Raw genomic sequence first — 22,815 nt, 5'->3', positions numbered from 1 at the left:
GCTGCCGCGCCGGAGCCGGCCGGTCGTCTTTGGTTAACAATCAAGAACCGGAAGGAGACTCCATGACGTTCCAGGCATTGCTGCTGACCCAGGCCGACGGCGCGACCCAGGCCGCCGTCACCGCGCTCGACGAATCCAGCCTGCCCGCCGAGGGCGACGTGCTGGTGGCCATCGACTACTCCACCATCAATTTCAAGGACGGGCTGGCCATTACCGGCCGCTCGCCGGTGGTGCGCAAGTGGCCGATGGTGGCGGGCATCGATGGTGCCGGCACGGTGCTGGAATCCACGCATGCACGCTGGAAGGCCGGCGACAAGGTCGTGCTCAACGGCTATGGCGTGGGCGAGACGCACTGGGGGTGCCTGGCGCAGCGCGCCCGCCTCAAGGGCGACTGGCTGGTGGCGCTGCCGGCTGCCTTCACCACGCAGCAGGCCATGGCCATTGGCACTGCCGGTTATACCGCCATGCTGTCGGTGCTGGCGCTGGAGCGCGCTGGCATCAAGCCGGGCGATGGCGAGGTGCTGGTGACCGGCGCCTCGGGTGGCGTGGGCTCGGTGGCCATCGCCATCCTGTCGAAGCTGGGCTATCGCGTGGTGGCCTCCACCGGCAAGACGGCCGAAGCGGATTTCCTCAAGGCGCTGGGCGCGGTCGAGGTGATCGACCGAACGGAGCTGGGCAAGCCCAATAAGCCGATGCAGAAGGAGCGCTGGGCTGCGGTGGTGGATTCGGTTGGCTCGCACACGCTGGTCAATGCCTGCGCGCAGGTGCGCTACGGCGGCGCGGTCACCGCGTGCGGGCTGGCGCAAGGGCTGGATTTCCCGGCTTCGGTGGCGCCCTTCATCCTGCGTGGCATCACGCTCTATGGCATCGATAGCGTGATGGCCCCGATGGCCTTGCGCGAGCAGGCCTGGCAGCGGCTGTCGCGGGACCTGGAACCGGATCGCCTGCGCGCGATCACCCGCGAGATCGGCTTGTCGGAGGCGATCGAGGCCGGGCGCAAGATCGTCGACGGTGGCATGCGCGGCCGCGTGGTGGTGAACGTCAACGCCTGAGCCGGCGCGTAGTCCGGGGCGGGCATGGCGCTACAATCACGCTCATGAAGCCGATCCATTACGCCATTGCCCCGCTTCAACCGGAAGCGCACCTGTTCGCCGTCACCGTCACGGTAGACGCCCCCAATCCCGCCGGCCAGCAGTTCTACCTGCCGGCGTGGATTCCAGGCAGCTACATGATCCGTGACTTCGCACGCAATATCGTGCGCATCCGTGCTCAGGCCGGCGGCAAGCGGGTGGTGCTGACCAAGCTGGACAAGCAGAGCTGGCAGGCGGCCCCGGTGGACGGGCCGCTTACGCTCAGCTATGAGGTCTACGCCTGGGACTTGTCGGTGCGCGCCGCGCACCTGGACGCCACGCACGGCTTCTTCAACGGCAGCTCGGTCTTCCTCTGCGCCGAAGGGCAGGAAGACCAGCCCTGCACGGTCGATATCCATGCACCCGCCGGCGAGGCTTATGCCGGCTGGCGGGTCGCCACGGCCATGCGCGAGGCGCCCGGCCGCGGCGGCGCCAAGCGCTACGGCTTCGGCCGCTACCAGGTGGCCGACTACGACGAACTGGTCGATCACCCGGTTGAGATGGGCAACTTCACCATGGGCAGCTTCCGCGCCTGCGGCGCCCAGCACGACGTGGTGTTCACGGGCCGTGTGCCGCAGCTCGATCTCGAGCGCGTCTTGCGCGACCTGAAGCAGATCTGCGAAGCGCAGATCCGCCTGTTCGAGCCCAAGACAGAGGCCGCGCCGTTCCTCGACTGCAACCGCCGCTACGTGTTCATGACCATGGTCACGACGGACGGCTACGGCGGCCTGGAGCATCGCGCCAGCACCGCGCTGATGTGCGCGCGCGCTGACCTGCCGGCACGCGGCAAGGCTGACGCCACCGAGGGCTACCGCACCTTCCTCGGGTTGTGCAGCCACGAGTATTTCCATACCTGGAACGTCAAGCGCATCAAGCCCGCGGCGTTCGTGCCCTACCGGCTGCGCGAGGAAACCTACACGCCGCTGCTGTGGCTGTTCGAGGGTTTCACCAGCTATTACGATGACCTGATGCTGGTGCGCAGCGGCCGCATCACCGAGAAGCAGTACGTGGAGCTGCTGGCCAAGACCTGGAACGGCGTGCTGCGCGGCAACGGCCGCACCAAGCAGAGCGTGGCCGATAGCTCGTTCGATGCCTGGACCAAGTACTACCGCCAGGACGAAAACGCGCCCAACGCCATCGTCAGCTATTACACCAAGGGCTCGCTCGTTGCCCTGGCGCTGGATCTCACCATCCGCACCAAGACCCGCAACCGCCGCTCGCTTGACGACATCATGCGCGCGCTGTGGCAGCGCTACGGCAGCGGCTTCTATGCGCCAGGCGCGCAGCAGCGCGGCGTGACCGAGGCCGAGGTGCACGCCTTGTTCGACGAGGTCAGCGGTCTGCGCCTGGGCGCGCTGCTGCGCTCGCTCACCGAAGGCACCGGCGAGCTGCAACTCGCCGCGCTCCTCAAGCCCTTCGGCATCAAGGCGGTGCCGGCCAAGCCAGAGCGCAACGCCGCGCTCGGCATCAAGACCAAGACCGAGGATGGCTGGGTGCGCGTGACCCAGGTGCTCGACGGCGGCGCGGCACAGGCGGCCGGGATCTCGGCGGGCGACCTGCTGGCCGCGGTGGACGGCCTGCGTGTAGCCCCTGGCCAGCTCGACAAGCTGCTGGCGCGCTACCGCGACGGCGATAGCGCCGAGTGCCATGTGTTCCGCCGCGATGAGCTGCATGTGCTGCCGCTGACCTTCGCGCGCGAGCCGGCGGTGCAGTACACCGTGACGGCCGAAGGCGGCCGCCAGGCCATGCGTGCGCGCTGGCTGGGCCTGTAGGCCGAATAGCCCCCAACGCCGCCGATCGCCACCACATGCAATACGCGCACGACGCCCGCACCTTCGTTTATTCGCATTATGTGTATCGCGGGCTGCGCTCCGCGACCGGGGTGATCGGCGCCACGCTGATCGCCTTGCAGTTCGCGGACCTGCCCACCGCCATGGTGGTGTCGATGGGCGCGCTGTGCACCAGCCTCATGGATCTGCCCAGCCCGTTCAACCACAAGTTCAACGAGATGCTGGCCAGCGTGCTGCTGTGCACGGCGGTGACATTGGTGGTGGCCATGGCCACGCCGTTCCCGCGCGTGATGCCGCTGGTGCTGGTGCTGGTGACCTTCATGGCCGGCATGATGACGGTGTATGGCAACAAGACCTTGCCATTGCAGTTCTCGGCCTTGTTCGTCATGACGCTCACCATCAACGAGGACTTCGTGGTGCGGCGCGCGCTCGAGCATTCCTTGCTGTTCGGCATCGGCGCGGTGGCCTATATGGCGTACGCGATGGCGGTGAGCTGGGCCACGCAGCGGCGCACCAAGCAGCAGGTGCTGGCCGAGTCGCTGTACGAGATGGCCGGGTACCTCGAGATCAAGGCAGGCTTCTACGATGCCGGCAACGACTACGAGGCGCTGTTCAACCAGTTGGTGCGCCAGCAGATCGTGGTGGCGGAGCGCCAGCAGGCCGCGCGTGACCTGGTGCTGCGCGGCAACCGCACTACGCATGACGGGCTGCTGGTGCAGGTCCACATGCGCATGCTGGACCTGTATGAGTACATCCTCTCCACCAATACCGATTACCCGCTGCTGCGCCAGACCTTTGGCAGCACGCCGGTACTCGATCACTTGCGCCGCCTGGTGCAGTTGATGTGCAAGGACGTGGAGGGGATCGCCTACGACATCACCCGCGGCCGGCCCTCCTACGCTTCCGTGGATTACCGGGAAGAGCTGCGCGCCGTCGCGCACGAGATCGCGCAATTGCGCTACCACCACATCAACCCGGCGGCGATGACGGCGGCGGCGGAAACGCTCGACATGATCAAGGGCGCCATCGTGCTGGTGGAGCAGTTGCACGAGGCATCGCGCACGCCGGTGGAGCCTAGCAAGGTGCTGCCCGGGCCGGACATGACACCGTTCCTGACGCGCCAGCGCTACGAGCTCAAGGTGCTGCGCGACAACCTGAACTGGAAGTCGCCGGCGTTCCGCTTTGCGCTGCGTATCACCATGGCGGTGGGCGCGGGGCTGTGGATTGCGGAGCACCTGCCGTATGTGTCGCACAGCTACTGGATCCTGCTGACCATCATCGTCATCCTGAAGCCCAATTTCAGCATGACCAAGCAGCGCTACAACGACCGCCTGATCGGCACGCTGATCGGCTGCGTGATTGCGGTGGGCGTGCTCAAGGTCGTGCACCAGCCGCTGATCCTGCTGGGCGTGCTGTTCCTGGCGCTGGTGGCCAGCACGGCGTTCTCCACGATCAAGTACCGCTACACGGCTGTTGCCGCCTGCGTGCAGGTGCTGATCCAGATCAACCTGCTGGTGCCGGGCAGTTCCACGGTCGCGGGCGAGCGGCTGATCGATACCGTGATCGGCGGCGTGATCGCCACGGTGTTCAGCTTTGTGCTGCCCAGCTGGGAATACCGCGCGCTGCCCGCGCTGGTGGAGAACGTGCTGCATGCCAACCGCCGCTACATTGCCGCCACGCGCGACCTGCTGCTGCGCGTGGCCAAGGACGATTTTGCCTACCGGGTGCAGCGCAAGCAGTTCATGGACAGCCTGTCCGCGCTGATCGGGTCGTTCCAGCGCATGCTCGACGAGCCTAAAAGCCGGCATCGCGCGGTGGACAACCTGAACCGCTTCATCGTGCAGAACTACCTGGTGGCGGCGCACGTGGCCGCGGCGCGCATCCAGGTGCGCGAGCACTACGGCGAGCTGGACCTGCCGGCCGCCGAAGCCGCCATCCGCCAGGCCACCGATGCCGCAGCCAACAGCCTGCAGCTGGCCAGCGAACGGCTGGCCGAGGACGATCGTGCCGGCGGGCGGGGCGCGGGTTTCATCCGCACGGTGAAGGACCCGGCGAAGGCGAAGGCGCCGGTGAAAACCACGGAGACGGCAGGGCTCGCGAACGATCGCGTTGGGGCCAACGTGGCGGTCGCCGTTGGTGTTGCCGATGGTGCCGGTGGTGCTGACGTGGCGGCGGTGTCCGATGCCCGGGCTGTGCGCGCCGCCGATGCGGCCATCGCCACGGAAGCGCTCACCGCGCCGCCCGCGGCTGAAGACGCCAGCGAGCGTCGCGCCCGCCTGGCTGATTCGGCCGACCGCCGCCGCGCCGATGTGCTGGTGCAGGCCGCGGCCTCGGGCGAGTTGAGCCGGGCTGCCAGCGAAGCCGGCAACTTCGCCAGCACGGCGAGCTCCACCGGGCGCACCGCCAATGCCATCCTGGAGCGCCGCCTGCGCGCGCTGCGCGAGGACACCGCCAAGATCGCCCTGCGCACCGGCGCGATCGGCAGGGCCATGCGCGAGCGCTAGGAACCGAAGAGGCCGTTTCCGAAAGATGCTGGCGCGCCTGGCCGGAACCGCTTCGCTTCATGCTGAATCGGCCGCCAAGACACCAAGAAATCCGGGCCGCGCCAATCAGGTCTGCGTGCCCGTGCCCGGCGCCGGCTGCTCCTCGCGGGGCAGCGTCAGCATGCCGCTGTTGTAGCTGTATTCGTACACCTCGCCATAGCGGCCCCATTCGATTGCCAGCGTCAGCACGCGTTCGGCCTCGTCCGGCTTGAGGAAGGCTTCGAGCTCGCGCAGCACGTGTTCCTCGCGGATCTCGCCGTCCTCGGACTGCTCCAGCTCGCGGCGGATTTGCGCGGCCAGTGCCACGTGTTGCAATAATTGCTTGCCGAATAGCACCTTGCGCTCGGGCGGTTCCGTCTCGTAGTACGCGCGGCCCAGGCCGGTGGCGCTGATGTCGCCGCGCTCGATGGTGGCCAGTTGCAGCAGGTGCAGCGCTTCGCAGGCCGGGAGCAGGTCATCGTCGGTGAGCCCGGCTTCCTCGGCCAGGTGCGGCAGGTCGGCCCTGCCGAAAAAGGGTGCTTCGCACAGCAGGTCGAGAATGGCCTCCATCTGGCTGATGTCGGCATCCGGCAAGCGGTAGCCGATATCGCGCGCAGCCGCCAGCGCGGTGACGCGCGGGCCCATCGCCGCGGGCGACGTCATCAGTGTGTAGACCTCGTCGATCAGCCCGCGTACCTGGGAAGAGTCGCGATTGCGCGGGCGCGGAAACGGGATCTTCACCTCGGCGCGGATACGGCCCGGGTCGCTCGACAGGATCACGATGCGGTCGGCCATCATCACCGCCTCTTCGATATTGTGCGAGACGATCAGGATGCACTTGATATTGGTGCGGCCGTCTTCCCACAGGTCGAGCATTTCGTCGCGCAGGGTCTCGCCGGTCAGCACGTCGAGCGCGGAGAAGGCCTCGTCCATCAGCAGCAGGTCGGGCTCGGTCACCAGCGCACGGGCAATGCCCACGCGCTGGCGCATGCCGCCGGAGAGCTCGCGCGGCAGCGCGCTGTTGAAGCCCGACAGCCCGATCATGTCGATCGCCGCCTCGGCCCGGCGCGCGCGTTCTTCCTTATGCACGCCCTGGGCTTCCAGCCCGAGCTCCACGTTTTGCTGCACGGTTAGCCAGGGAAACAGCGCGAACGACTGGAACACCATGGCGATGCCTTCGGCGGTGCCGCGCAGCGGCTGGCCGCGAAAGCACACCTCGCCGCGATCGGCGCCGACCAGCCCGGCCATGATGCGCAGCAGGGTGGACTTGCCAGAGCCGGACTTGCCCAGCATGGCGACGATCTCGCCGCGCTTGAGGGTCAGGTCCACGCCTTCGAGCACGGCGCGGTCCGAGCGGTCCGCGGTGCGGAAGATTTTCGAGACGCCGCGCAGCTCTACTACGGATTCGGTTGCGTCTGCGGTGGGGCTTGCCATGATGGAGTTCCGTTCAGATTCAGGGCTTCAAATGGGTGGCGTATTGGGTGCGCATGGCCGCAAGGGACGGCGTATGGCGGCTCAAAGACGCGTGCGTTCCTGCGCCAGCAGGTAGAGGCGGTTCCACAGCAGGCGGTTGAAGCCCACCACGAAGATCGCCATCACGCCGATGCCCAGCGCGATGCGGGGGAAGTCGCCCTTGGAGGTCATCTCCGCGATATAGCTGCCAAGACCCGTGGCGACCAGCGTGCGGTCGCCCCAGGTGACGTACTCGGACACGATACTCGCATTCCACGAGCCGCCGGCCGCGGTCACCAGGCCGGTCAGCAGGCTGGGAAACACCGCCGGGACCAGAAAGCGCTTCCACAGCAGCCAGCCGCGCAGGCCAAAGTTGCGCGCGGCCAGCTTGAGTTCGGTGGGGATGCCGGACGCGCCGGCAATCACATTGAACAGGATGTACCACTGCGTGCCGAAAATCATCAGCGGGCTGAGCCAGATCTCCGGGTTCAGCCCGAAGCGCACGATCAGCATCACCACCAGCGGGAACATCAGGTTGGCCGGGAAGGCAGCCAGGAACTGCGCTACCGGCTGGGCGATACGCGCCACGCTGGGGTTCAGGCCGATGCGGATGCCAATCGGTACCCAGATCACCGCGGCCAGCGCGATCAGCACGATCACCCGCACCATGGTCAGCGTGCCCAGCCACAGCACATGGCCAACCTCCGCCCAACCCACCTCGGTGCGCACGAAGTGCATCACGCGATACAGCGCCAGCATGGCAATCAGGATGATGATGACGTTGCCGGCACGCTCGATCCATATGGCGCGCCGGCCATCGTTGGCCTTCGGTGCCACCGCCTTGCGCCCGGATCCCCAGGCCAGCGTGCGCTCGGCCAACGCCGCCGTGCGGCCCAGCAGCACGCGTACCCATTCCGAGCGGCGCAGCAGGTTGAGCAGCCACGATTGCGGCTCGGTCTCCTGCGCCATGGTCTCGAAGCGGAAGCGGTCGGCCCAGGCAATCAACGGCCGGAACAGCAACTGGTCATAGAGGATGATGCCGATCAGCATGGCCAGGATGGCCCAGCCGATCGCCGCCAGGTTCTGCTGCTGGATCGCCAGCGAGATGTAGGAGCCGATACCCGGCAGCCGGATGTCGTTGCCAGACACCGAGATGGCTTCCGACGCCACCACGAAAAACCAGCCGCCGGACATCGACATCATCATGTTCCACAGCAGGCCCGGCATGGCGAAAGGCACTTCGAGGCGCCAGAACTTCTGCCACGGCGAGAGCCGGAACATGGCTGCCGCTTCCACCAGGTCGCTCGGGATGGTGCGGATCGACTGGTACAGGCTGAACGCCATGTTCCAGGCCTGCGAGGTGAAGATGGCGAAGATGGCAGCGCATTCCACCCCGACCAGGCTCCCGGGGAACAGCGCGATGAAGCCTGTCACGGTGATCGACAGGAAGCCCAGCACCGGGATCGACTGCAGGATGTCAAGCGCCGGTACCATCACTTTTTCGGCGGTGCGGTTCTTGGAGGCGAGCGCCGCGAAGGCAAAGGAGAACAGCAGCGAGGCGCCCAGCGCAATCATCATGCGGATGCTGGTGCGCATGAGGTAGTAGGGCAGGTAGGCGATGTCCAGGTGCACATCCAGCGGCTCGCCGGGCTGGTAGGGCACGTTCATCTGACGGGCGGCAAAGGCCACCAGCACGATCACCGCCAGGATGATGGGCAGCAGCGCCAGGTCGAAGCGGTTCGGCGGCGCGGTCAGCAGCTGGCTGGCGTAGCCACGGGAAGTGACCGAGCTGGCCTGGTCGTGTTCGGCTTGCTGCATTATCTTGGCAGTGGAAACGTTGGCTGCGGTTGCCGTATGGGCCGGATGTGGCCGGGCGCTCCGGGGGCCTGGATGGATCGGATCGGTGGTGCCAGCCAGGGCGTGGACGTCTTGCGCTGCGCTGGCTCAGGTTGTGAACAGGGTCTTCGGGTTGTCGACAGGGCGCGCTTTGCGCGTCGTTGTGCTGCGGACGTTACCTGTGTTGGCCTGCCCTTACTGGTAACGCTTTGCATGGCGGTCTAGTTTACCTGTTATGCGTGTCGTAACCGTTTCAACGGATGTTTCAGCGCGCGCGCGCGGCAAGGGGAAGCCAGATGGAAACATGGCACATCGTGGTCAAGGGGAGGGTGCAGGGCGTGGGCTACCGCGTGGCCTGCGCGGGGCAGGCCGGGGCGCTCGGCATCAACGGCTGGGTGCGCAACCGGCACGATGGCTCGGTCGAGGTCATGGCCTATGGGCCGCCGGATCGGCTGGAGGCCCTTTGCAACTGGATGCGGCGCGGGCCGCCGGACGCGCAGGTCAACGCGCTAGTGGCGTTGCCCGGCGCAGGTGAGTTTGAGGATTTCGACTGCCTGCCGACCGCTTGAGACGTGCCCGGCAGGCAGGCGGCTGCCCGGCGGCTCAGGTGGCGCGCCAGTCCACCTGCGCGGCGCCGTGCTGTTGCAGCCAATCGTTGGCCAGCCGGAAGTGCCCGCAGCCCAGGAAACCCCGGTGTGCCGACAGCGGTGACGGATGCGGCGCTTCCAGCACGCAGTGCGTGCCGGCCAGCAAGGGCTTCTTGGCTTGCGCGTGGCTGCCCCACAGCAGGAAGACCAGGTTCGGGCGCGCGGCGGACAGGGCCTGGATCAGGCAGTCGGTCACCGCTTCCCAGCCGCGCTTGGCGTGGCTGGCGGCCTGGCCTTGCTCCACCGTCAGCACGGTGTTGAGCAGCAGCACGCCCTGGCGCGCCCAGCCTTCGAGATTGCCGGAGGCCGGCGCAGCGCCGCCCTCATACTCCGCGGCGATTTCCTTGAAGATGTTGCGCAGGCTGGGCGGCACGCGCACGCCGTCCGGCACCGAGAAGGCCAGGCCATGCGCCTGCGGAATCTCGCTACCGTTGACCACGCCAGTGCCGTGATACGGGTCCTGGCCAAGGATGACTACCTTGACGGTCTCGGGCGGTGTCAGGTGCAAGGCGTGGAACACGTCATGCGGAAAGACCGGCTTGCCGCTGGCGCGCTCGCCGTCGACGAAGGCGGCCAGCTCCTGCCAGCCGGTGGTGTTCATGCAGGGGGCCAGCAATGCGCGCCAGGCCGCTGGCAGCGCCGCGGCTTGCTCCGACAGGCTGGCGGCGGCAGGGGCAGGCACGGTGGCGTTTTCGGTTTCGGCTGCGGCCGCGGCCGGGGCTGCGAACAGGTCGGCCTGTGCGCTGTTGTGCTTGGTCATGCGGGAGGAGTACCTGGTTTTTTTGGAGGGGCGAGAGGGCGCAGGCGCGCCAGCTCAGGCGCGGCCGGCACCGGCGGCGAGCCGATAGCCGCGCGCGGCCTTGCTCTGGTCGGACGGCTTGAGGGGCGCAACGTGCTGCAGGCGCAGCGCCAGCGCACGCAGTGCGGCTTCCGCCTGTGTTTGCGTGGGATGGCCGGCGGCGCCAGGCAGCCACTCGAGTTCCAGTTCCTGGATCGCCTCGCGTGCGGAGCTTCCCGGCGCTGAAATCGTCCCGACGTCGAGCGCGGCCTCGATGCGCACCCCGTCCTGTTCTACCAGCCAGGTGCGCCGGGCGAAATCGGTGCGGAACACCGGCGCCAGGGTGGCGGCCAGTGGCGCCAGCAGGGCACGGGCCTCGGGCGGGAAGGCGTCAAGCTCGATGGCTTCTGCCGCCACCTTGGTTTCCCATTCGTGGCGGGCGGCCAGCCCGGCTTCGCTCTTGCCGGCGGTCTTCAGCGTCTGCAGCCATTGCTCGCCGCGGCGGCGCAGCCGCAGGGCGGCACGGGCGCTGGCGAGGTCGCGCGCGGGCGTGTCAAGGTAGACGTTGAGCAGCGTATGCTCGCCGCGCGCCTGTCCTTGTGTATCCAGCCAGGCCGCCAGCGCCGGCATGGCACCATCTGGCACCGCCAGCTTGAGTTCGATTTCCTGGGCCATTGTGATTTTATGTTTCCGTTCAGGCGAACAGGCGGGCCAGCTCGACACCCGGGTCGGGCGCGCGCATGAAGGCCTCGCCCACCAAGAAGGCGTGCACATTGGCGTCACGCATGCGGTGCACGTCGTCCGGGCCGATGATGCCGGATTCGGTCACCACCAGGCGGTCGTCGGGAATGCGCGGCAGCAGGTCCAGCGTGTTGTCGAGCGATACCTCGAAGGTCCGCAGGTTGCGGTTGTTCACGCCCAGCAGCGGCGTTTTCAGGCGCAGCGCGGCGTCGAGCTCTTCGCCGCCGTGCACCTCCACCAGCACGTCCATGCCCAGCTCATGCGCGCAGGCTTCCAGTTCGGCCATCAGGCCCGGGTCCAGCGCGGACACGATCAGCAGGATGGCGTCAGCGCCCCAGCAGCGCGCTTCATAGACCTGGTACAGGTCGATCATGAAGTCCTTGCGCAAGGCCGGCAACGGGCAGGCGCCGCGGGCGCGCTTGAGGAATTCGGCGTGGCCCTGGAAGAAGTTCACGTCCGTCAGGACGGAAAGGCAGGCCGCGCCATGCGTGGCGTAGCTCTCGGCAATGGCCTCCGGCACGAAGTTCGCGCGCAGCACGCCCTTGGAGGGCGAGGCCTTCTTCACCTCGGCGATCACCCCGGCGTTGCCGGCGGCGATCTTCTCGCGCAGCGCGCGTTCGAAGCCACGCGGCGCCAGGCCCGGCTCGGCGCGCAGGCTCTCGGCCTCGGCACGCAGGCTGGGCAGGTCGCGCTTCTTGCGCGCCGCGTTCACTTCGTCGGCCTTCACGGCCAGGATTTTCTGCAGGATATCGGACATGCGGTAATTCTCTCGCGGGGCTGGATGGCTCTGGCTTACTTGAACTGCTGCGTGGCGCGCACGAACTGGTCGAGCTTCTCGCGCGCCGCGCCGCTGGCGATGGCCTCGCGCGCGCGCTGGATGCCGTCCTCGATCGAGCTGGCCACATTGGCCGCGTACAGCGCCGTGCCGGCGTTGAGCGTGACGATTTCGCGCGGGGTGCCGGGCACATCGGTGAGCGCTTCCAGCAGCATTTCCTTGGACTCGGTGGCATCGGCCACCTTCAAGCCGCGGTTAGAGATCATCTGCAGGCCGAAATCCTCGGGGTGGACTTCGTACTCGCGCACTTCGCCGTCCTTGAGTTCGCCCACCAGCGTGGCGGCGCCCAGCGAGACCTCATCCATGCCGTCCTTGCCGTAGACCACCAGCGCATGGCGCGCGCCCAGGCGCTGCATCACGCGTACCTGGATGCCGACCAGGTCGGGGTGGAACACGCCCATCAGGATATTGGGCGCGTCGGCCGGGTTGGTCAGCGGGCCCAGGATATTGAAGATGGTGCGCACGCCCATTTCCTTGCGGATCGGGGCGACGTTCTTCATGGCCGGGTGATGGGTAGGGGCGAACATGAAGCCGATGCCGGTCTGCTCGATGCAGTGCCCGACCTGCTCCGGTGTCAGCATGATGTTCACGCCCAGCGCCTCCAGCACGTCGGCGCTACCCGACTTGGAGCTCACGCCACGGTTGCCGTGCTTGGCAATACGCGCGCCGGCAGCGGACGCCACGAACATCGACGCGGTGGAAATGTTGAAAGTGTGCGAGCCGTCGCCACCGGTGCCGACGATGTCGACGAAGTTCTCGCGGTCCTTGACGGGCACCTTGTTGGCGAACTCGCGCATCACCTGCGCCGCCGCCGAGATCTCGCCGATGGTCTCCTTCTTGACCCGCAGGCCGGTCAGGATGGCCGCGGCCATCACCGGCGACATCTGGCCCTGCATGATCTGCCGCATCAGGTGCAGCATCTCGTCATGGAAGATCTCGCGGTGTTCGATGCAGCGGGTGAGGGCTTCCTGGGGCGTGATGGACATGGCGGTCTCGGTCTTTGCGTTGGTGTGGGCCGCGCCAGGGACGGGCGCGTCAGGCGTATCGAGCAGTCTCATCGGGGCGCCTTGACGAAGTTGGCCAGCAGGGCATGGCCATGCTCGGACAGGATGGACTCGGGGTGGAACTGTACCCCCTCGATGGCGAGCGTCTTGTGGCGCACGCCCATGATTTCGCCATCCGGTGTCCAGGCCGTCACTTCCAGGCAATCCGGCAAGGTCTCGCGCTCGATCGCCAGGGAATGATAGCGCGTCACGTCGAAGTGCTTGGGCAGGCCGGCGAACACGCCTTCCTGCGTGGTCTCGATGCGGCTGACCTTGCCGTGCATGACCTGTTTGGCGCGGATCACCTTGCCGCCGAAGGCTTCGCCGATGGCCTGGTGGCCCAGGCACACGCCAAGCATCGGGATGCGGCCGGCAAAGTGCTGCAGCACTGCCACGGAAATGCCGGCTTCACGCGGGCTGCACGGGCCGGGCGAGACGCAGATATGGTCGGGCTTGAGCGCCTCGATCTCTTCCAGCGTGATTTCGTCGTTGCGATAGGTGCGCACGTCGGCGCCGAGTTCGCCGAAATATTGCACGATGTTGTAGGTAAACGAATCGTAGTTGTCGATCATCAGCAGCATGGCGGTTCCCCTGTTCCCTTTACCTTAGATATCCGAGTCCAGGCCGTCCTGGACCTGCTCGGCGGCGCGGATCACGGCACGCGCCTTGGCTTCGGTTTCCCTCCATTCGGCTTCGGGGTCCGAGTCCGCAACGATGCCGGCGGCGGCCTGCACATAGAGATTGCCGTCCTTGACGATGCCGGTACGGATCGCAATGGCCAGGTCCATCTCGCCGCCGAAGGACAGGTAGCCCACCGCGCCGCCGTAGATGCCGCGCTTGCGCGGCTCCAGCTCGTCGATGATCTCCATCGCGTGCACCTTGGGCGCGCCCGACAGCGTGCCGGCCGGGAAGGTGGCGCGCAGCACGTCGAGGTTGCTCATGCCGGGCTTGAGCGTGCCTTCCACCGAGCTGACGATATGCTGCACGTGGGAGTATTTCTCGATCACCATCTGGTCGGTGACCTTGACCGAGCCGATCTCGGCGATGCGGCCGATGTCGTTGCGCGCCAGGTCGATCAGCATCACGTGCTCGGCGATTTCCTTGGGGTCGTTGAGCAGCTCGGTGGCCAGTTGCGCGTCCTTCTCCGGCGTGTTGCCGCGCGGACGGGTACCGGCCAGCGGGCGGATGGTGACAATGTGATCCTCGCGCTGGTCGCCGTTGTTGCCCACGCGGCGGGTTTCCTGGCGCACCAGGATCTCGGGCGAGGCGCCCACGATCTGGAAGTCGCCGAAGTTGTAGAAGTACATGTAAGGCGACGGGTTCAGCGAGCGCAGCGCGCGGTACAGCGTCAGCGGGGAGTCGCGGTACGGCTTGACCAGGCGCTGGCCGATCTGCACCTGCATCATGTCGCCAGCCATGATGTATTCCTTGGCCTTGTGCACGGCGGCGAGGTAGTCGGCCTTGTCGAATTCGCGGTAGACGTCGGTTTGCACCGAGGGGCTGGTGATGGGCACGTCCACCGGCTGGCGCAGCTTCATGCGCAGCTCGCGCAGGCGCTGGCGGGCGCGGGCGTAAGCTTCCGGCGTGGTCGGGTCAGCGTAGACGATCAGGTAGAGTTTGCCGGACAGGTTGTCGATCACGGCCAGTTCTTCGCACAGCAGCAGCTGGATGTCGGGCAGGTTCAGGTCGTCCGGCTTTTGCGTGTTGGCGAGCTTCTTCTCGATATAACGCACCGCGTCGTAGCCGAAGTAGCCGGCCAGGCCGCCGCAAAAGCGCGGCAGGCCGGGGCGCAGCGCCACCTTGAAGCGCTTCTCGAAGTCGGCGATGAAGTCGAGCGGGTTGCCTTCGTGGGTTTCCACCACGCGGCCATCCGTGACCACTTCGGTGCGCATGCCCGAGGCGCGCAGCAGCGTACGGGCGTGCAGGCCGATGAACGAGTAGCGTCCAAAGCGCTCGCCGCCCACCACGGATTCCAGCAAGAAGGTGTTGACCCCGCGCGTTTGCGATTGCGCCAGCTTCAGGTACAACGACAGCGGCGTTTCCAGGTCGGCGAAGGCTTCGGCGATCAGGGGGATACGGTTGTAGCCCTGCTCGGCCAGCGATTTGAATTCCAGTTCGGTCATGTCGATCCTCTTGTGCAGCGGCGCCTGTCATTGCAGTATGGCGCACGTCGCGATGTCGGCAACTTGGGGCTGGAAGGTCGTCAGACCCGCCCCGGAGAGACCATGGCGCGGACGAGTGTCCACGCACGGCCGGGGTGGGCGTGCAGCGCGTTCGGATGACACCGGCACAAGGGCTGGATGTCGGGCGGCTGGAAAATCAGAGAAGGTCCGGCAACCTGCCGGTCTGGCCGGCCCCATCCTGGTGCAAATGCATCGCGGGGATGCGGGAAAGGGGCGGTCAGGAGACTCGCGAACGCACTTTACGCCTGTTGGGAGGCGCGCCAGCGACGCCAGGGCCAGGCCTGCCGATCACTGCCAGAAGAGATGCGTTTGCGGTTCAGAAACATGAAATCGTGTTCAGCGATTTATGGTTTGGATATTGGGTGGTGCTTTGGCTTCGGCGGCCTTGCGGCCGCCGGGGTCATGCCCGGTGTGCCGCCAACAGCTCGGCAACGCGAACAATGGAATCGACTATACCATCGGCGTCAACGCCTTGTACAGGATTGCCGTGGTTGTAGCCGTAGGGCACAAGCAGCACTCCCATGCCCGCCGCGCGCGCCGCCTGCGCATCGTTTTCCGAGTCGCCGATCGCGGCCATTGCGGCCGGCTCCAGGCGGAATGCCTCGGCGACCTTGAGCAGGGGCAGGGGATCCGGCTTGCGCAGGGCGAAGGCGTCACCGCCGTAGACCAGCTCGAAGAACCGGCCCAGGCCGGTCTTGGCCAGCAGCGGCTCGGTGAAGTTGTGTGGCTTGTTGGTCACGCAGGCCATCCGAAGGCCAGCTGCCTTCAGGGCCGCCAGGCCTTCGGCGACGCCGGGGTAGACCTGCGAGAACTGACCGTTGATGCGCAGGTATTCCCGGTCGTACAGCGCCAGCGCATCGGCAAACATGCCGTTGGCGTGGGCTGGCGAGATGCGCGCATCCAGCACGCGCCGGATCAGGTTCTCCGAGCCCTTGCCGACGAAGCTGACGATCTCTTCCTTGCTCATCGGCGCGGCGTTGCCAAGCTGCGGATGCAGGTGGACCAGCGCCTTCAGCATGGCATTGACCGCCGCGTGGAAGTCGCCGGCGGTGTCCACCATGGTGCCGTCCAGGTCCACGATGACGCCGTGGATGCCGCGCCAGTCGGTGCGCTTCATCTGCACCGAGCTCATTGGCCTGCCTTGCCGACCTTGGCCAGCTCGCTGCGCATGGCCGACAGCACGCCCTTGTAGCCGCCGTCGGCGTCCGGCTTGCTGAACACGGCGGAACCGGCGACAAAGGTGTCGGCTCCCGCCGCGGCGATCTCGGCGATGTTGTCGATCTTCACGCCGCCGTCCACTTCCAGCAGGATGCGGCGTCCGGTGCGCTCGGCGTACGCGTCGATGCGCTTGCGGGCTGCGCGCAGCTTGTTGAGCGTCTCGGGAATGAAGGACTGGCCGCCGAAGCCGGGGTTGACCGACATCAGCAGGATCACGTCGATGCGGTCCATCACGTGGTCCAGGTGGTGCAGCGGCGTGGCCGGGTTGAACACCAGGCCGGCCTGGCAGCCGTGTTCGCGGATCAGCGCCAGGGAGCGGTCGATATGCTCGCTGGCTTCCGGGTGGAAGGTGATGATATTGGCGCCTGCCTTGGCGAAGTCCGGAATGATGCGGTCCACCGGGCGCACCATCAGGTGCACGTCGATCGGGGCGCTCACGTGGGGGCGGATCGCCTCGCACACCAGCGGGCCCACGGTCAGGTTCGGCACGTAATGGTTGTCCATCACGTCGAAATGGATCCAGTCGGCGCCGTCCGCGGTCACGCGCCGCACTTCCTCGCCCAGGCGGGCAAAGTCGGCGGACAGGATGGACGGGGCGATGCGGTAGGTGGGCGTGCTCATGGCGGGGCTCGAAAGGAGGGTGCTTCAAGGGGGAAGCCGGTATTTTACCCTCCCCGCGCGGGGCGCCGCTGCCACCGGACAGGCTGCTTGCGGCGGCTTAGCTTGCCGCCCCCGGAGCCATGCCGCACAATGCGGCTACCCTGATCCCGCCTCTAATGTGTCGACAATGAGCGAATACGCGTTTTCCGTGGCCGTACGTACCCAGTACCTGGCCGACCAGTCCGACCCTGAGCGCGGGCGCCATGCCTTCGCCTACACCATCACGATCCACAATACCGGCGAGGTGGCTGCGCAGCTGATCTCCCGGCACTGGGTCATCACCGATAGCGACAACGGCACCCAGGAAGTGGCTGGCCTTGGCGTGGTCGGGCACCAGCCCCTGCTCAAGCCGGGCGAGCATTTCGAGTACACCAGCTGGGCCACCATCTCGACCCCGGTGGGCTCGATGAAGGGAGAGTATTTCTGCGTGGCCGAGGATGGCCATCGCTTCGAGGTGCCGATCCCCGAGTTTGCGCTGGTCCTGCCGCGCATGTTGCACTGAGACGTTGTATTGAACGCGGCGGAACCTATTGGCCTGAAGCGCTGTCCTGATCCTGTTGGGTACGCGCCGTGCCTTGTCCCGCATTTCCTCCATGGCCCGCACGCGACGGATGATCGTCCGGCGCGCGGCTGGGGCGCGGGTTCTTCTTGGCCGTGCCCATGGTCCAGACCACGATGAAGATCAGCAGGAAGAGCGCCAGTCCGGCCTCGAGGGCGAAGAGCAGCATGGGATGGGCTTCAAAGAACTTGCTCATGACAGGGCTACGTGGAGGCGACGGTGGGCATTGTAGGCCATCGGCAGATGCGTCCGGCCGCGATACGCTGAGTTTTCACCCAATCAAGATGGCATACCTGCATTCCCTGCATTCCCTTTTCCGACTTCCTTTTTCGTGTCCCCGCATCTCGTCGGGACAGGCAGATACCGCTGCCCGCAGCCGCCGGCTCGGCTGGCTCGGGCTTGCGGCCGCCGCCACGCTGCTGGCCGGCTGCATGAGCGGCCCGCCGCCGCGCATCGAGGGCCCGGGCACCCGGCCCGTGGCGCCGCCGACCGGTTCCACCCAGAAGGGCGTGCTGCAAGCCGCCAGCTGGGGCGAGATCGGCGGCTGGAGCCAGGACGACATGCGCGCCGCCTGGCCGGCGCTGCAGGCCAGTTGCCAGGCCCTGAAGAAGCGCGCCGAGTGGAACCGCGTCTGCGCGCTCGGCCTGATGGTCGACGCCGGCGACCTGGGCGCGATGCGCGCCTACTTCGAGTCCAACTTCCAGCCCTTTCGCGTGGTCAACGGCGATGGCACCGATAGCGGGCTGATCACCGGCTACTACGAGCCGATCCTGCACGGCGCACGCACGCGCCAGGGACAGTACCAGGTCCCGCTGTATCGCAAGCCGCCCCAATGGGGCAACCGGGCGCTGCCGGCGCGCGGCGAACTCCTGCAGAACCCGGCCCTGCGCGGCCAGGAACTGGTCTGGGTGGATGATCCCGTGGAAGCCGCGTTCCTGCAGATCCAGGGCTCTGGCCGGATCCGCCTGCAGGACGGCAGCGTCATGCGGGTGGGCTTCGGCGGCACTAACGACCAGCCGTTCCGTTCCTTTGGCAAGTGGCTGCTCGACCGCGGCGAGATCACGCCGGCGCAGGCCACCATGCAAGGCATCAAGGCCTGGGCGCGGGCCAACCCGGGGCGCGTGGATGAAATGCTCAACGTGAACCCGCGCTTCGTGTTCTTCCGCGAGCTGCCGCCTAATAACGATGGCCCGGTCGGCGCGCTGGGCGTGCCGCTGACAGCCGAGCGCTCCATCGCGGTCGATCCCGCCACCATCCCGCTGGGCGTGCCGGTCTTCCTCTCGACCACGCGGCCGCTGTCGTCCGAGCCGATCCAGCGCCTGATGTTTGCGCAGGATACGGGCTCCGCCATCAAGGGCGGGGTGCGGGCTGACTTCTTCTGGGGGGCTGGCGATGCAGCTGGCGAGACCGCCGGACGGATGAAGCAGGGCGGGCGCATGTGGGTGCTGATGCCGCGTAGCTAGGGCATGAAAGCAAGGGCCGGCCATTTCTTGGCCGGCCCTTGCTGCTACCTCTCTACTTCAAAGCTTCAGCGCGGGCGCTGGTCGACGATGCGCCGCGCCTTGCCCACCGAACGCTCCACGCCGCCGCTAGGCAGGATCTCGATGCCAACGGTCACGCCGATAAAGGCCTTGATGTCGTAGGTCAGCTGGGCACTGGCCTGATGCGTGGCCGCCGGGTCTACGCCATGTGCGCATTCCACACGCACGGTCAGCACATCGAGATGGCCATCCTTGGTCAGCACGCACTGGTAATGCGGCGCCAGTTCGGCGTGCTTGAGGATCAACTCCTCGATCTGCGAGGGGAACACGTTGACGCCCCGGATGATCATCATGTCGTCGGTGCGGCCGGTCACCTTCTCCATGCGGCGGAAGGCGCCGCGGGCGCTGCCGGGCAGCAGCCGGGTGAGATCCCGGGTCCGGTAACGGACGATCGGCAGGGCCTCCTTGGACAGCGACGTAAAGACCAGCTCGCCGAATTCGCCGTCGGGCAGCACCTCGCCGGTGACGGGATCGATCACCTCCGGGTAGAAATGATCCTCCCAGATGGTCGGGCCATCCTTGGTCTCCGCGCACTCGCTGGCCACGCCCGGCCCCATGACCTCCGACAGCCCGTAGATATCCACCGCCGAGATGCCCATGCGCTTCTCGATGGCCAGGCGCATCTCGGGCGTCCACGGTTCCGCGCCGAAGATGCCGACCTTGAGGGAACTGGAGGTCGGGTCGATGCCCTGGCGCTCGAACTCGTCGGCGATGGCCAGCATGTAGCTGGGCGTGACCATGATCACTTCCGGCTTGAAGTCCTGGATCAGCTGCACTTGCCGCTCCGTCTGGCCGCCACCGAACGGGATCGCGGTGAGCCCTGCCTTTTCCACGCCATAGTGCGCGCCCAGTCCGCCGGTAAAGAGCCCGTAGCCGTAGCTGATATGCACCTTGTCGCCGCGCCGCGCGCCGGCCGCGCGGATCGAGCGCGCCACCACCGTGGCCCAGGTGTCGATGTCCTTCAAGGTGTAGCCCACCACCGTGGGCTTGCCGGTTGTGCCCGACGAGGCATGGATGCGTGCCACGCGGTCCTGCGGCACGGCGAACATCCCGAATGGGTAGCTATCGCGCAAGTCCTGCTTGGTGGTGAACGGGAAGCGGGCGAGGTCGGCCAGCGTGCGGATCTGGTTCGGGTGAACGCCGGCGGCATCGAACTTGCGACGGTAGACCGGCGAGTTCTGATAGGCGTGGTTGAGCGACCATTGCAGGCGTTCCAGTTGCAACGCCTGCAATGCGTCGCGGCTGGCGGTCTCGATCGGCTCGAGCGGCAGATCTGTCAGGCGCGTCATGGTGTCTCCTGCGCGGGGCTTATGTTTGCTTGTATTTGTATGTGTCCGGGCCAGGCATCACTGCGCCGCGTCCGGCGGGGTGACCACATGCCCTTTGATCTGCGCGGACTTGCCGCGGAACATCGCCACCGGCTCGCCGGCGCGGTTGGTCACCCGGATATCGTAGATGCCATGCCGGCCCGACAGGACCTGCTCCGTGGCTTCTGCCGTCAGCACGTCGCCGCCTTGCACGGGTTTGAGGAACTCGATGCTGCAGCCTGCCGCCACCGTATTGATATTGTGGCTGTTGCAGGCGAAGGCAAAGGCCGAGTCGGCCAGCGTGAACATCAGGCCGCCGTGGCAGATGCCGTGGCCGTTGAGGAACTCCCGGCGCACCGGCATGGACAAGCGCGCGTAGCCGGGCCGCACGGCCTCGACGATGATGCCCAGCCAGCGGCTGCAGGTGTCGGCTTCGTACATGCTGGCGGCGGCGCTTTCCGCGAGGGCCTGGGGATTGTGGGTCAAGCTGGTCTCCTGTTCGGGCTGTTGGCTGCGCCGCGCTGCGGTATTGGCGATCCTATCGCCCGGTGAAGCGCGGTGCGCGTTTTTCCAGGAAGGCGTTCACGCCCTCGGCATAGTCGTGCGACGCGCCCAGCTCACGCTGCAGGTCGCGTTCCAGGTCGAGCTGGGCATCGAGCCCCTGGCTCGCGCCGACGTACATGGCTTGCTTGATGGCGGCCAGGGCGCGCGTCGGCTGGGCCGCCAGGTGCGTGGCCAGCGCCAGCGCCTGCTCGGGCAACAGCGGATCGTCCATTGCCTCCCAGATCAGCCCCCACTTCTCGGCCTCGTCGGCGCTGAGCTTGTCGCCCGTCATGGCCAAGCCCATGGCGCGGGCCATGCCGATGCGCTTGGGCAGCAGCCAAGTGCCGCCAGAATCCGGCACCAGCCCGATCTTGACGAAGGCCTGGATAAAGCTGGCCGAGCGCGCCGCCAGCACCATGTCGCAAGCCAGCGCCAGGTTGGCTCCCGCGCCGGCCGCCGTGCCGTTGACGGCGGCAATCACCGGCAGCGGCAGCTTTTGCAGGCGCCGGACCAGCCGGTTGAACCACACATCGATCAACTCACCCAGGTCGGTCATGGCGCCGGGCGTGAAATCCAGGTCGGCCAGGTCCTGCCCCGCGCAGAAGCCGCGCCCGGCACCGGTCAGCAGCAGGGCGCGGGCGCCGCCGGCCTCCACATGGTCGAGTGCCTGCTGCAGCACGGCGTGCATTTCGCGGGTAAAGCTATTGAGCTTGTCGGGGCGGTTCAGCGTGATGACCGCAACCTGGCCATGCCAGGCGAGCAGTATCGGGCCGGAAGTCAGGCTGGCTTGCGGGGGCGTATCTGGCATCTTTCGTCTCCTGCCATGTCAGTGGAGGCTATGTCCGGTGGCACGCGGTCACTCCTATATATAAGGGGATCCGGATCGCCGCTTAAATTAACCGACCAGTCGGTCGGCAAATGGTAGCACTAATTTCCACACGCGAGTATCGTCTCGCAGGGTAACGAATCGATCCACTTTCCGCTTTCCGACTTCCCATTCCAAGAGGAGAACACATGCCGTACGAGAACATTCTGGTCGAAACGCGCGGGCGCGTTGGCCTGGTGACGCTGAATCGCCCCAAGGCCCTGAACGCGCTCAACGATGCGCTGATGGATGAGCTGGGCGCGGCGCTGCTCGCGTTCGACGCCGATGAAGCCATCGGCAGCATCGTGATCACCGGCAGCGACCGCGCTTTTGCCGCAGGCGCCGATATCGGCATGATGGCTAAGTACTCCTATATGGATGTGTACAAGGGCGACTACATTACGCGCAACTGGGAAACGATTCGCCGCATCCGCAAGCCGGTGATCGCGGCCGTGGCGGGCTACGCGCTCGGCGGCGGCTGCGAACTGGCGATGATGTGCGATATCATCATTGCCGCCGATACCGCCCGCTTCGGCCAGCCCGAAGTCAAGCTGGGCACGATGCCCGGCGCCGGCGGCACCCAACGCCTGCCGCGCGCGGTCTCCAAGGCCAAAGCCATGGACCTGTGCCTGACTTCGCGCATGATGGATGCGGCGGAAGCCGAACGCGCCGGCCTCGTGTCGCGCGTGGTTGCCGCCGACAAGCTGCTCGACGATGCGCTGGCCGCCGCCGAGACCATTGCCGGCTTCTCGCTGCCGGTGGTGATGATGATCAAGGAGTCGATCAACGCGGCTTACGAGACCAGCCTTTCCGAGGGCGTGCACCTGGAGCGCCGTTTGTTCCATTCCACCTTTGCGACGGAAGACCAGAAGGAAGGGATGGCGGCTTTTGTGGAGAAGAGGGCGCCCAATTTCAAGCATCGCTAAAACTTGATAGGTGAATACCCGAGTAACTTCATCGGGTATTCACCTTCCGGTACGGGTTAAGCGGGCTGTATTTTCTTTATAGATCAATGGGTTATTCCCGCGCCTTCGGCATGCATCGCATACTCATGTGACAAAACGATTGCCAAGGTCCGGGGAGGCGCATATGATTCGCCCCCTCGCAACACGAAACACCGCTGCAAAGCAGACGGGACAAGGGTTGCGGGGTTGGCAGGGGTGGT

The 22,815-nt window shown here is 66.5% G+C and carries 21 protein-coding genes; 7 read left to right on the top strand and 14 right to left on the bottom strand.

The annotated features are described in order from the left end of the window. The first annotated feature begins 62 nt into the window (after positions 1-62). From acuI to AC1RQC_RS37820, 3 genes are read left to right on the top strand one after another with little or no spacing between them, the layout of a single operon-like run. Positions 63-1,052, top strand: coding sequence for an acrylyl-CoA reductase (NADPH) (acuI, locus tag AC1RQC_RS37830; RefSeq protein ID WP_492811659.1), 990 nt, complete (start codon positions 63-65; stop codon positions 1,050-1,052). Positions 1,053-1,096: 44 nt separating this feature from the next. Beyond that, a complete protein-coding gene (locus AC1RQC_RS37825; RefSeq protein ID WP_492886522.1) occupies positions 1,097-2,902 on the top strand; it encodes a M61 family metallopeptidase in 1,806 nt (601 codons plus the stop codon). Positions 2,903-2,937: 35 nt separating this feature from the next. Further along, positions 2,938-5,424: an FUSC family protein gene (locus tag AC1RQC_RS37820; protein ID WP_492886520.1), complete on the top strand. Its 2,487-nt coding sequence runs from the start codon at positions 2,938-2,940 to the stop codon at positions 5,422-5,424. Between the two features lie 105 nt (positions 5,425-5,529). Here the strand turns inward: AC1RQC_RS37820 and AC1RQC_RS37815 are convergent, their stop codons facing one another. Next, the gene (locus AC1RQC_RS37815) at positions 5,530-6,876 is read right to left on the bottom strand and encodes an ABC transporter ATP-binding protein (protein ID WP_492811665.1); all 1,347 of its coding nucleotides are present in this window, start codon (positions 6,874-6,876) and stop codon (positions 5,530-5,532) included. An 81-nt stretch (positions 6,877-6,957) separates the two neighbouring features. Next, positions 6,958-8,712, bottom strand: a complete 1,755-nt coding sequence (locus AC1RQC_RS37810) for an ABC transporter permease (protein WP_492811667.1) — start codon at positions 8,710-8,712, stop codon at positions 6,958-6,960. 314 nt (positions 8,713-9,026) lie between these two features. Between AC1RQC_RS37810 and AC1RQC_RS37805 the strand changes: the two genes are divergently transcribed. Beyond that, on the top strand, positions 9,027-9,299 hold the full coding sequence (locus AC1RQC_RS37805) for an acylphosphatase (RefSeq protein WP_174428369.1): 273 nt from the start codon (positions 9,027-9,029) through the stop codon (positions 9,297-9,299). Positions 9,300-9,333: 34 nt separating this feature from the next. On the opposite strand, the gene AC1RQC_RS37800 is transcribed toward AC1RQC_RS37805, so the two are convergent. The 8 genes from AC1RQC_RS37800 to rpe form a co-directional block, all read right to left on the bottom strand. Beyond that, entirely contained in the window at positions 9,334-10,137 is an 804-nt protein-coding gene (locus tag AC1RQC_RS37800; protein WP_492886518.1) for a uracil-DNA glycosylase, read from the bottom strand. A 54-nt stretch (positions 10,138-10,191) separates the two neighbouring features. Next, positions 10,192-10,830, bottom strand: a complete 639-nt coding sequence (locus AC1RQC_RS37795; RefSeq protein WP_492886517.1) for a CYTH domain-containing protein — start codon at positions 10,828-10,830, stop codon at positions 10,192-10,194. A gap of 19 nt (positions 10,831-10,849) precedes the next feature. After that, positions 10,850-11,653, bottom strand: a complete 804-nt coding sequence (gene trpC / locus AC1RQC_RS37790) for an indole-3-glycerol phosphate synthase TrpC (RefSeq protein ID WP_043349935.1) — start codon at positions 11,651-11,653, stop codon at positions 10,850-10,852. Between the two features lie 35 nt (positions 11,654-11,688). Further along, the gene (trpD, locus tag AC1RQC_RS37785) at positions 11,689-12,717 is read right to left on the bottom strand and encodes an anthranilate phosphoribosyltransferase (RefSeq protein ID WP_006162588.1); all 1,029 of its coding nucleotides are present in this window, start codon (positions 12,715-12,717) and stop codon (positions 11,689-11,691) included. A gap of 68 nt (positions 12,718-12,785) precedes the next feature. After that, positions 12,786-13,355, bottom strand: a complete 570-nt coding sequence (locus AC1RQC_RS37780) for an aminodeoxychorismate/anthranilate synthase component II (RefSeq protein WP_006162587.1) — start codon at positions 13,353-13,355, stop codon at positions 12,786-12,788. A 24-nt stretch (positions 13,356-13,379) separates the two neighbouring features. After that, positions 13,380-14,897 carry an anthranilate synthase component I gene (gene trpE / locus AC1RQC_RS37775; protein ID WP_492811674.1) on the bottom strand — a complete coding sequence of 506 codons (1,518 nt, stop codon included), beginning with the start codon at positions 14,895-14,897 and terminating at the stop codon, positions 13,380-13,382. Between the two features lie 460 nt (positions 14,898-15,357). Then, the gene (gene gph / locus AC1RQC_RS37770) at positions 15,358-16,089 is read right to left on the bottom strand and encodes a phosphoglycolate phosphatase (RefSeq protein WP_492886515.1); all 732 of its coding nucleotides are present in this window, start codon (positions 16,087-16,089) and stop codon (positions 15,358-15,360) included. After that, a complete protein-coding gene (gene rpe / locus AC1RQC_RS37765; protein ID WP_492375959.1) occupies positions 16,086-16,796 on the bottom strand; it encodes a ribulose-phosphate 3-epimerase in 711 nt (236 codons plus the stop codon). Before rpe ends, gph begins: the two co-directional genes overlap by 4 nt. Positions 16,797-16,962: 166 nt before the next feature. Here rpe and apaG point away from each other — a divergent pair, with 166 nt between their 5' ends. Then, on the top strand, positions 16,963-17,337 hold the full coding sequence (apaG, locus tag AC1RQC_RS37760; protein WP_006162582.1) for a Co2+/Mg2+ efflux protein ApaG: 375 nt from the start codon (positions 16,963-16,965) through the stop codon (positions 17,335-17,337). 25 nt (positions 17,338-17,362) lie between these two features. Here apaG and AC1RQC_RS37755 read toward each other — a convergent pair whose 3' ends face one another. Further along, positions 17,363-17,590, bottom strand: coding sequence for a hypothetical protein (locus AC1RQC_RS37755; protein WP_043349921.1), 228 nt, complete (start codon positions 17,588-17,590; stop codon positions 17,363-17,365). 88 nt (positions 17,591-17,678) lie between these two features. On the opposite strand from AC1RQC_RS37755, the gene mltA reads away from it, so the two are divergent. Then, on the top strand, positions 17,679-18,857 hold the full coding sequence (mltA, locus tag AC1RQC_RS37750; protein ID WP_492831588.1) for a murein transglycosylase A: 1,179 nt from the start codon (positions 17,679-17,681) through the stop codon (positions 18,855-18,857). A gap of 65 nt (positions 18,858-18,922) precedes the next feature. Here the strand turns inward: mltA and paaK are convergent, their stop codons facing one another. The 3 genes from paaK to paaG are packed head-to-tail and all read right to left on the bottom strand — an operon-like array spanning position 18,923 to position 21,593. After that, positions 18,923-20,224, bottom strand: a complete 1,302-nt coding sequence (paaK, locus tag AC1RQC_RS37745) for a phenylacetate--CoA ligase PaaK (RefSeq protein WP_492375961.1) — start codon at positions 20,222-20,224, stop codon at positions 18,923-18,925. Between the two features lie 57 nt (positions 20,225-20,281). After that, on the bottom strand, positions 20,282-20,728 hold the full coding sequence (paaI, locus tag AC1RQC_RS37740) for a hydroxyphenylacetyl-CoA thioesterase PaaI (protein WP_416049769.1): 447 nt from the start codon (positions 20,726-20,728) through the stop codon (positions 20,282-20,284). A gap of 52 nt (positions 20,729-20,780) precedes the next feature. Beyond that, entirely contained in the window at positions 20,781-21,593 is an 813-nt protein-coding gene (gene paaG, locus AC1RQC_RS37735) for a 2-(1,2-epoxy-1,2-dihydrophenyl)acetyl-CoA isomerase PaaG (protein WP_477134854.1), read from the bottom strand. 206 nt (positions 21,594-21,799) lie between these two features. Here paaG and AC1RQC_RS37730 point away from each other — a divergent pair, with 206 nt between their 5' ends. Next, entirely contained in the window at positions 21,800-22,576 is a 777-nt protein-coding gene (locus AC1RQC_RS37730; protein ID WP_492811681.1) for an enoyl-CoA hydratase, read from the top strand. The last annotated feature ends 239 nt before the right edge of the window (positions 22,577-22,815 follow it).

Source organism: Cupriavidus sp. GW822-FHT03E04, from assembly GCF_058801495.1.
The sequence above is the reverse complement of the archived record's forward strand: the minus strand, read 5'-3'. Positions and strand labels throughout refer to the sequence as shown.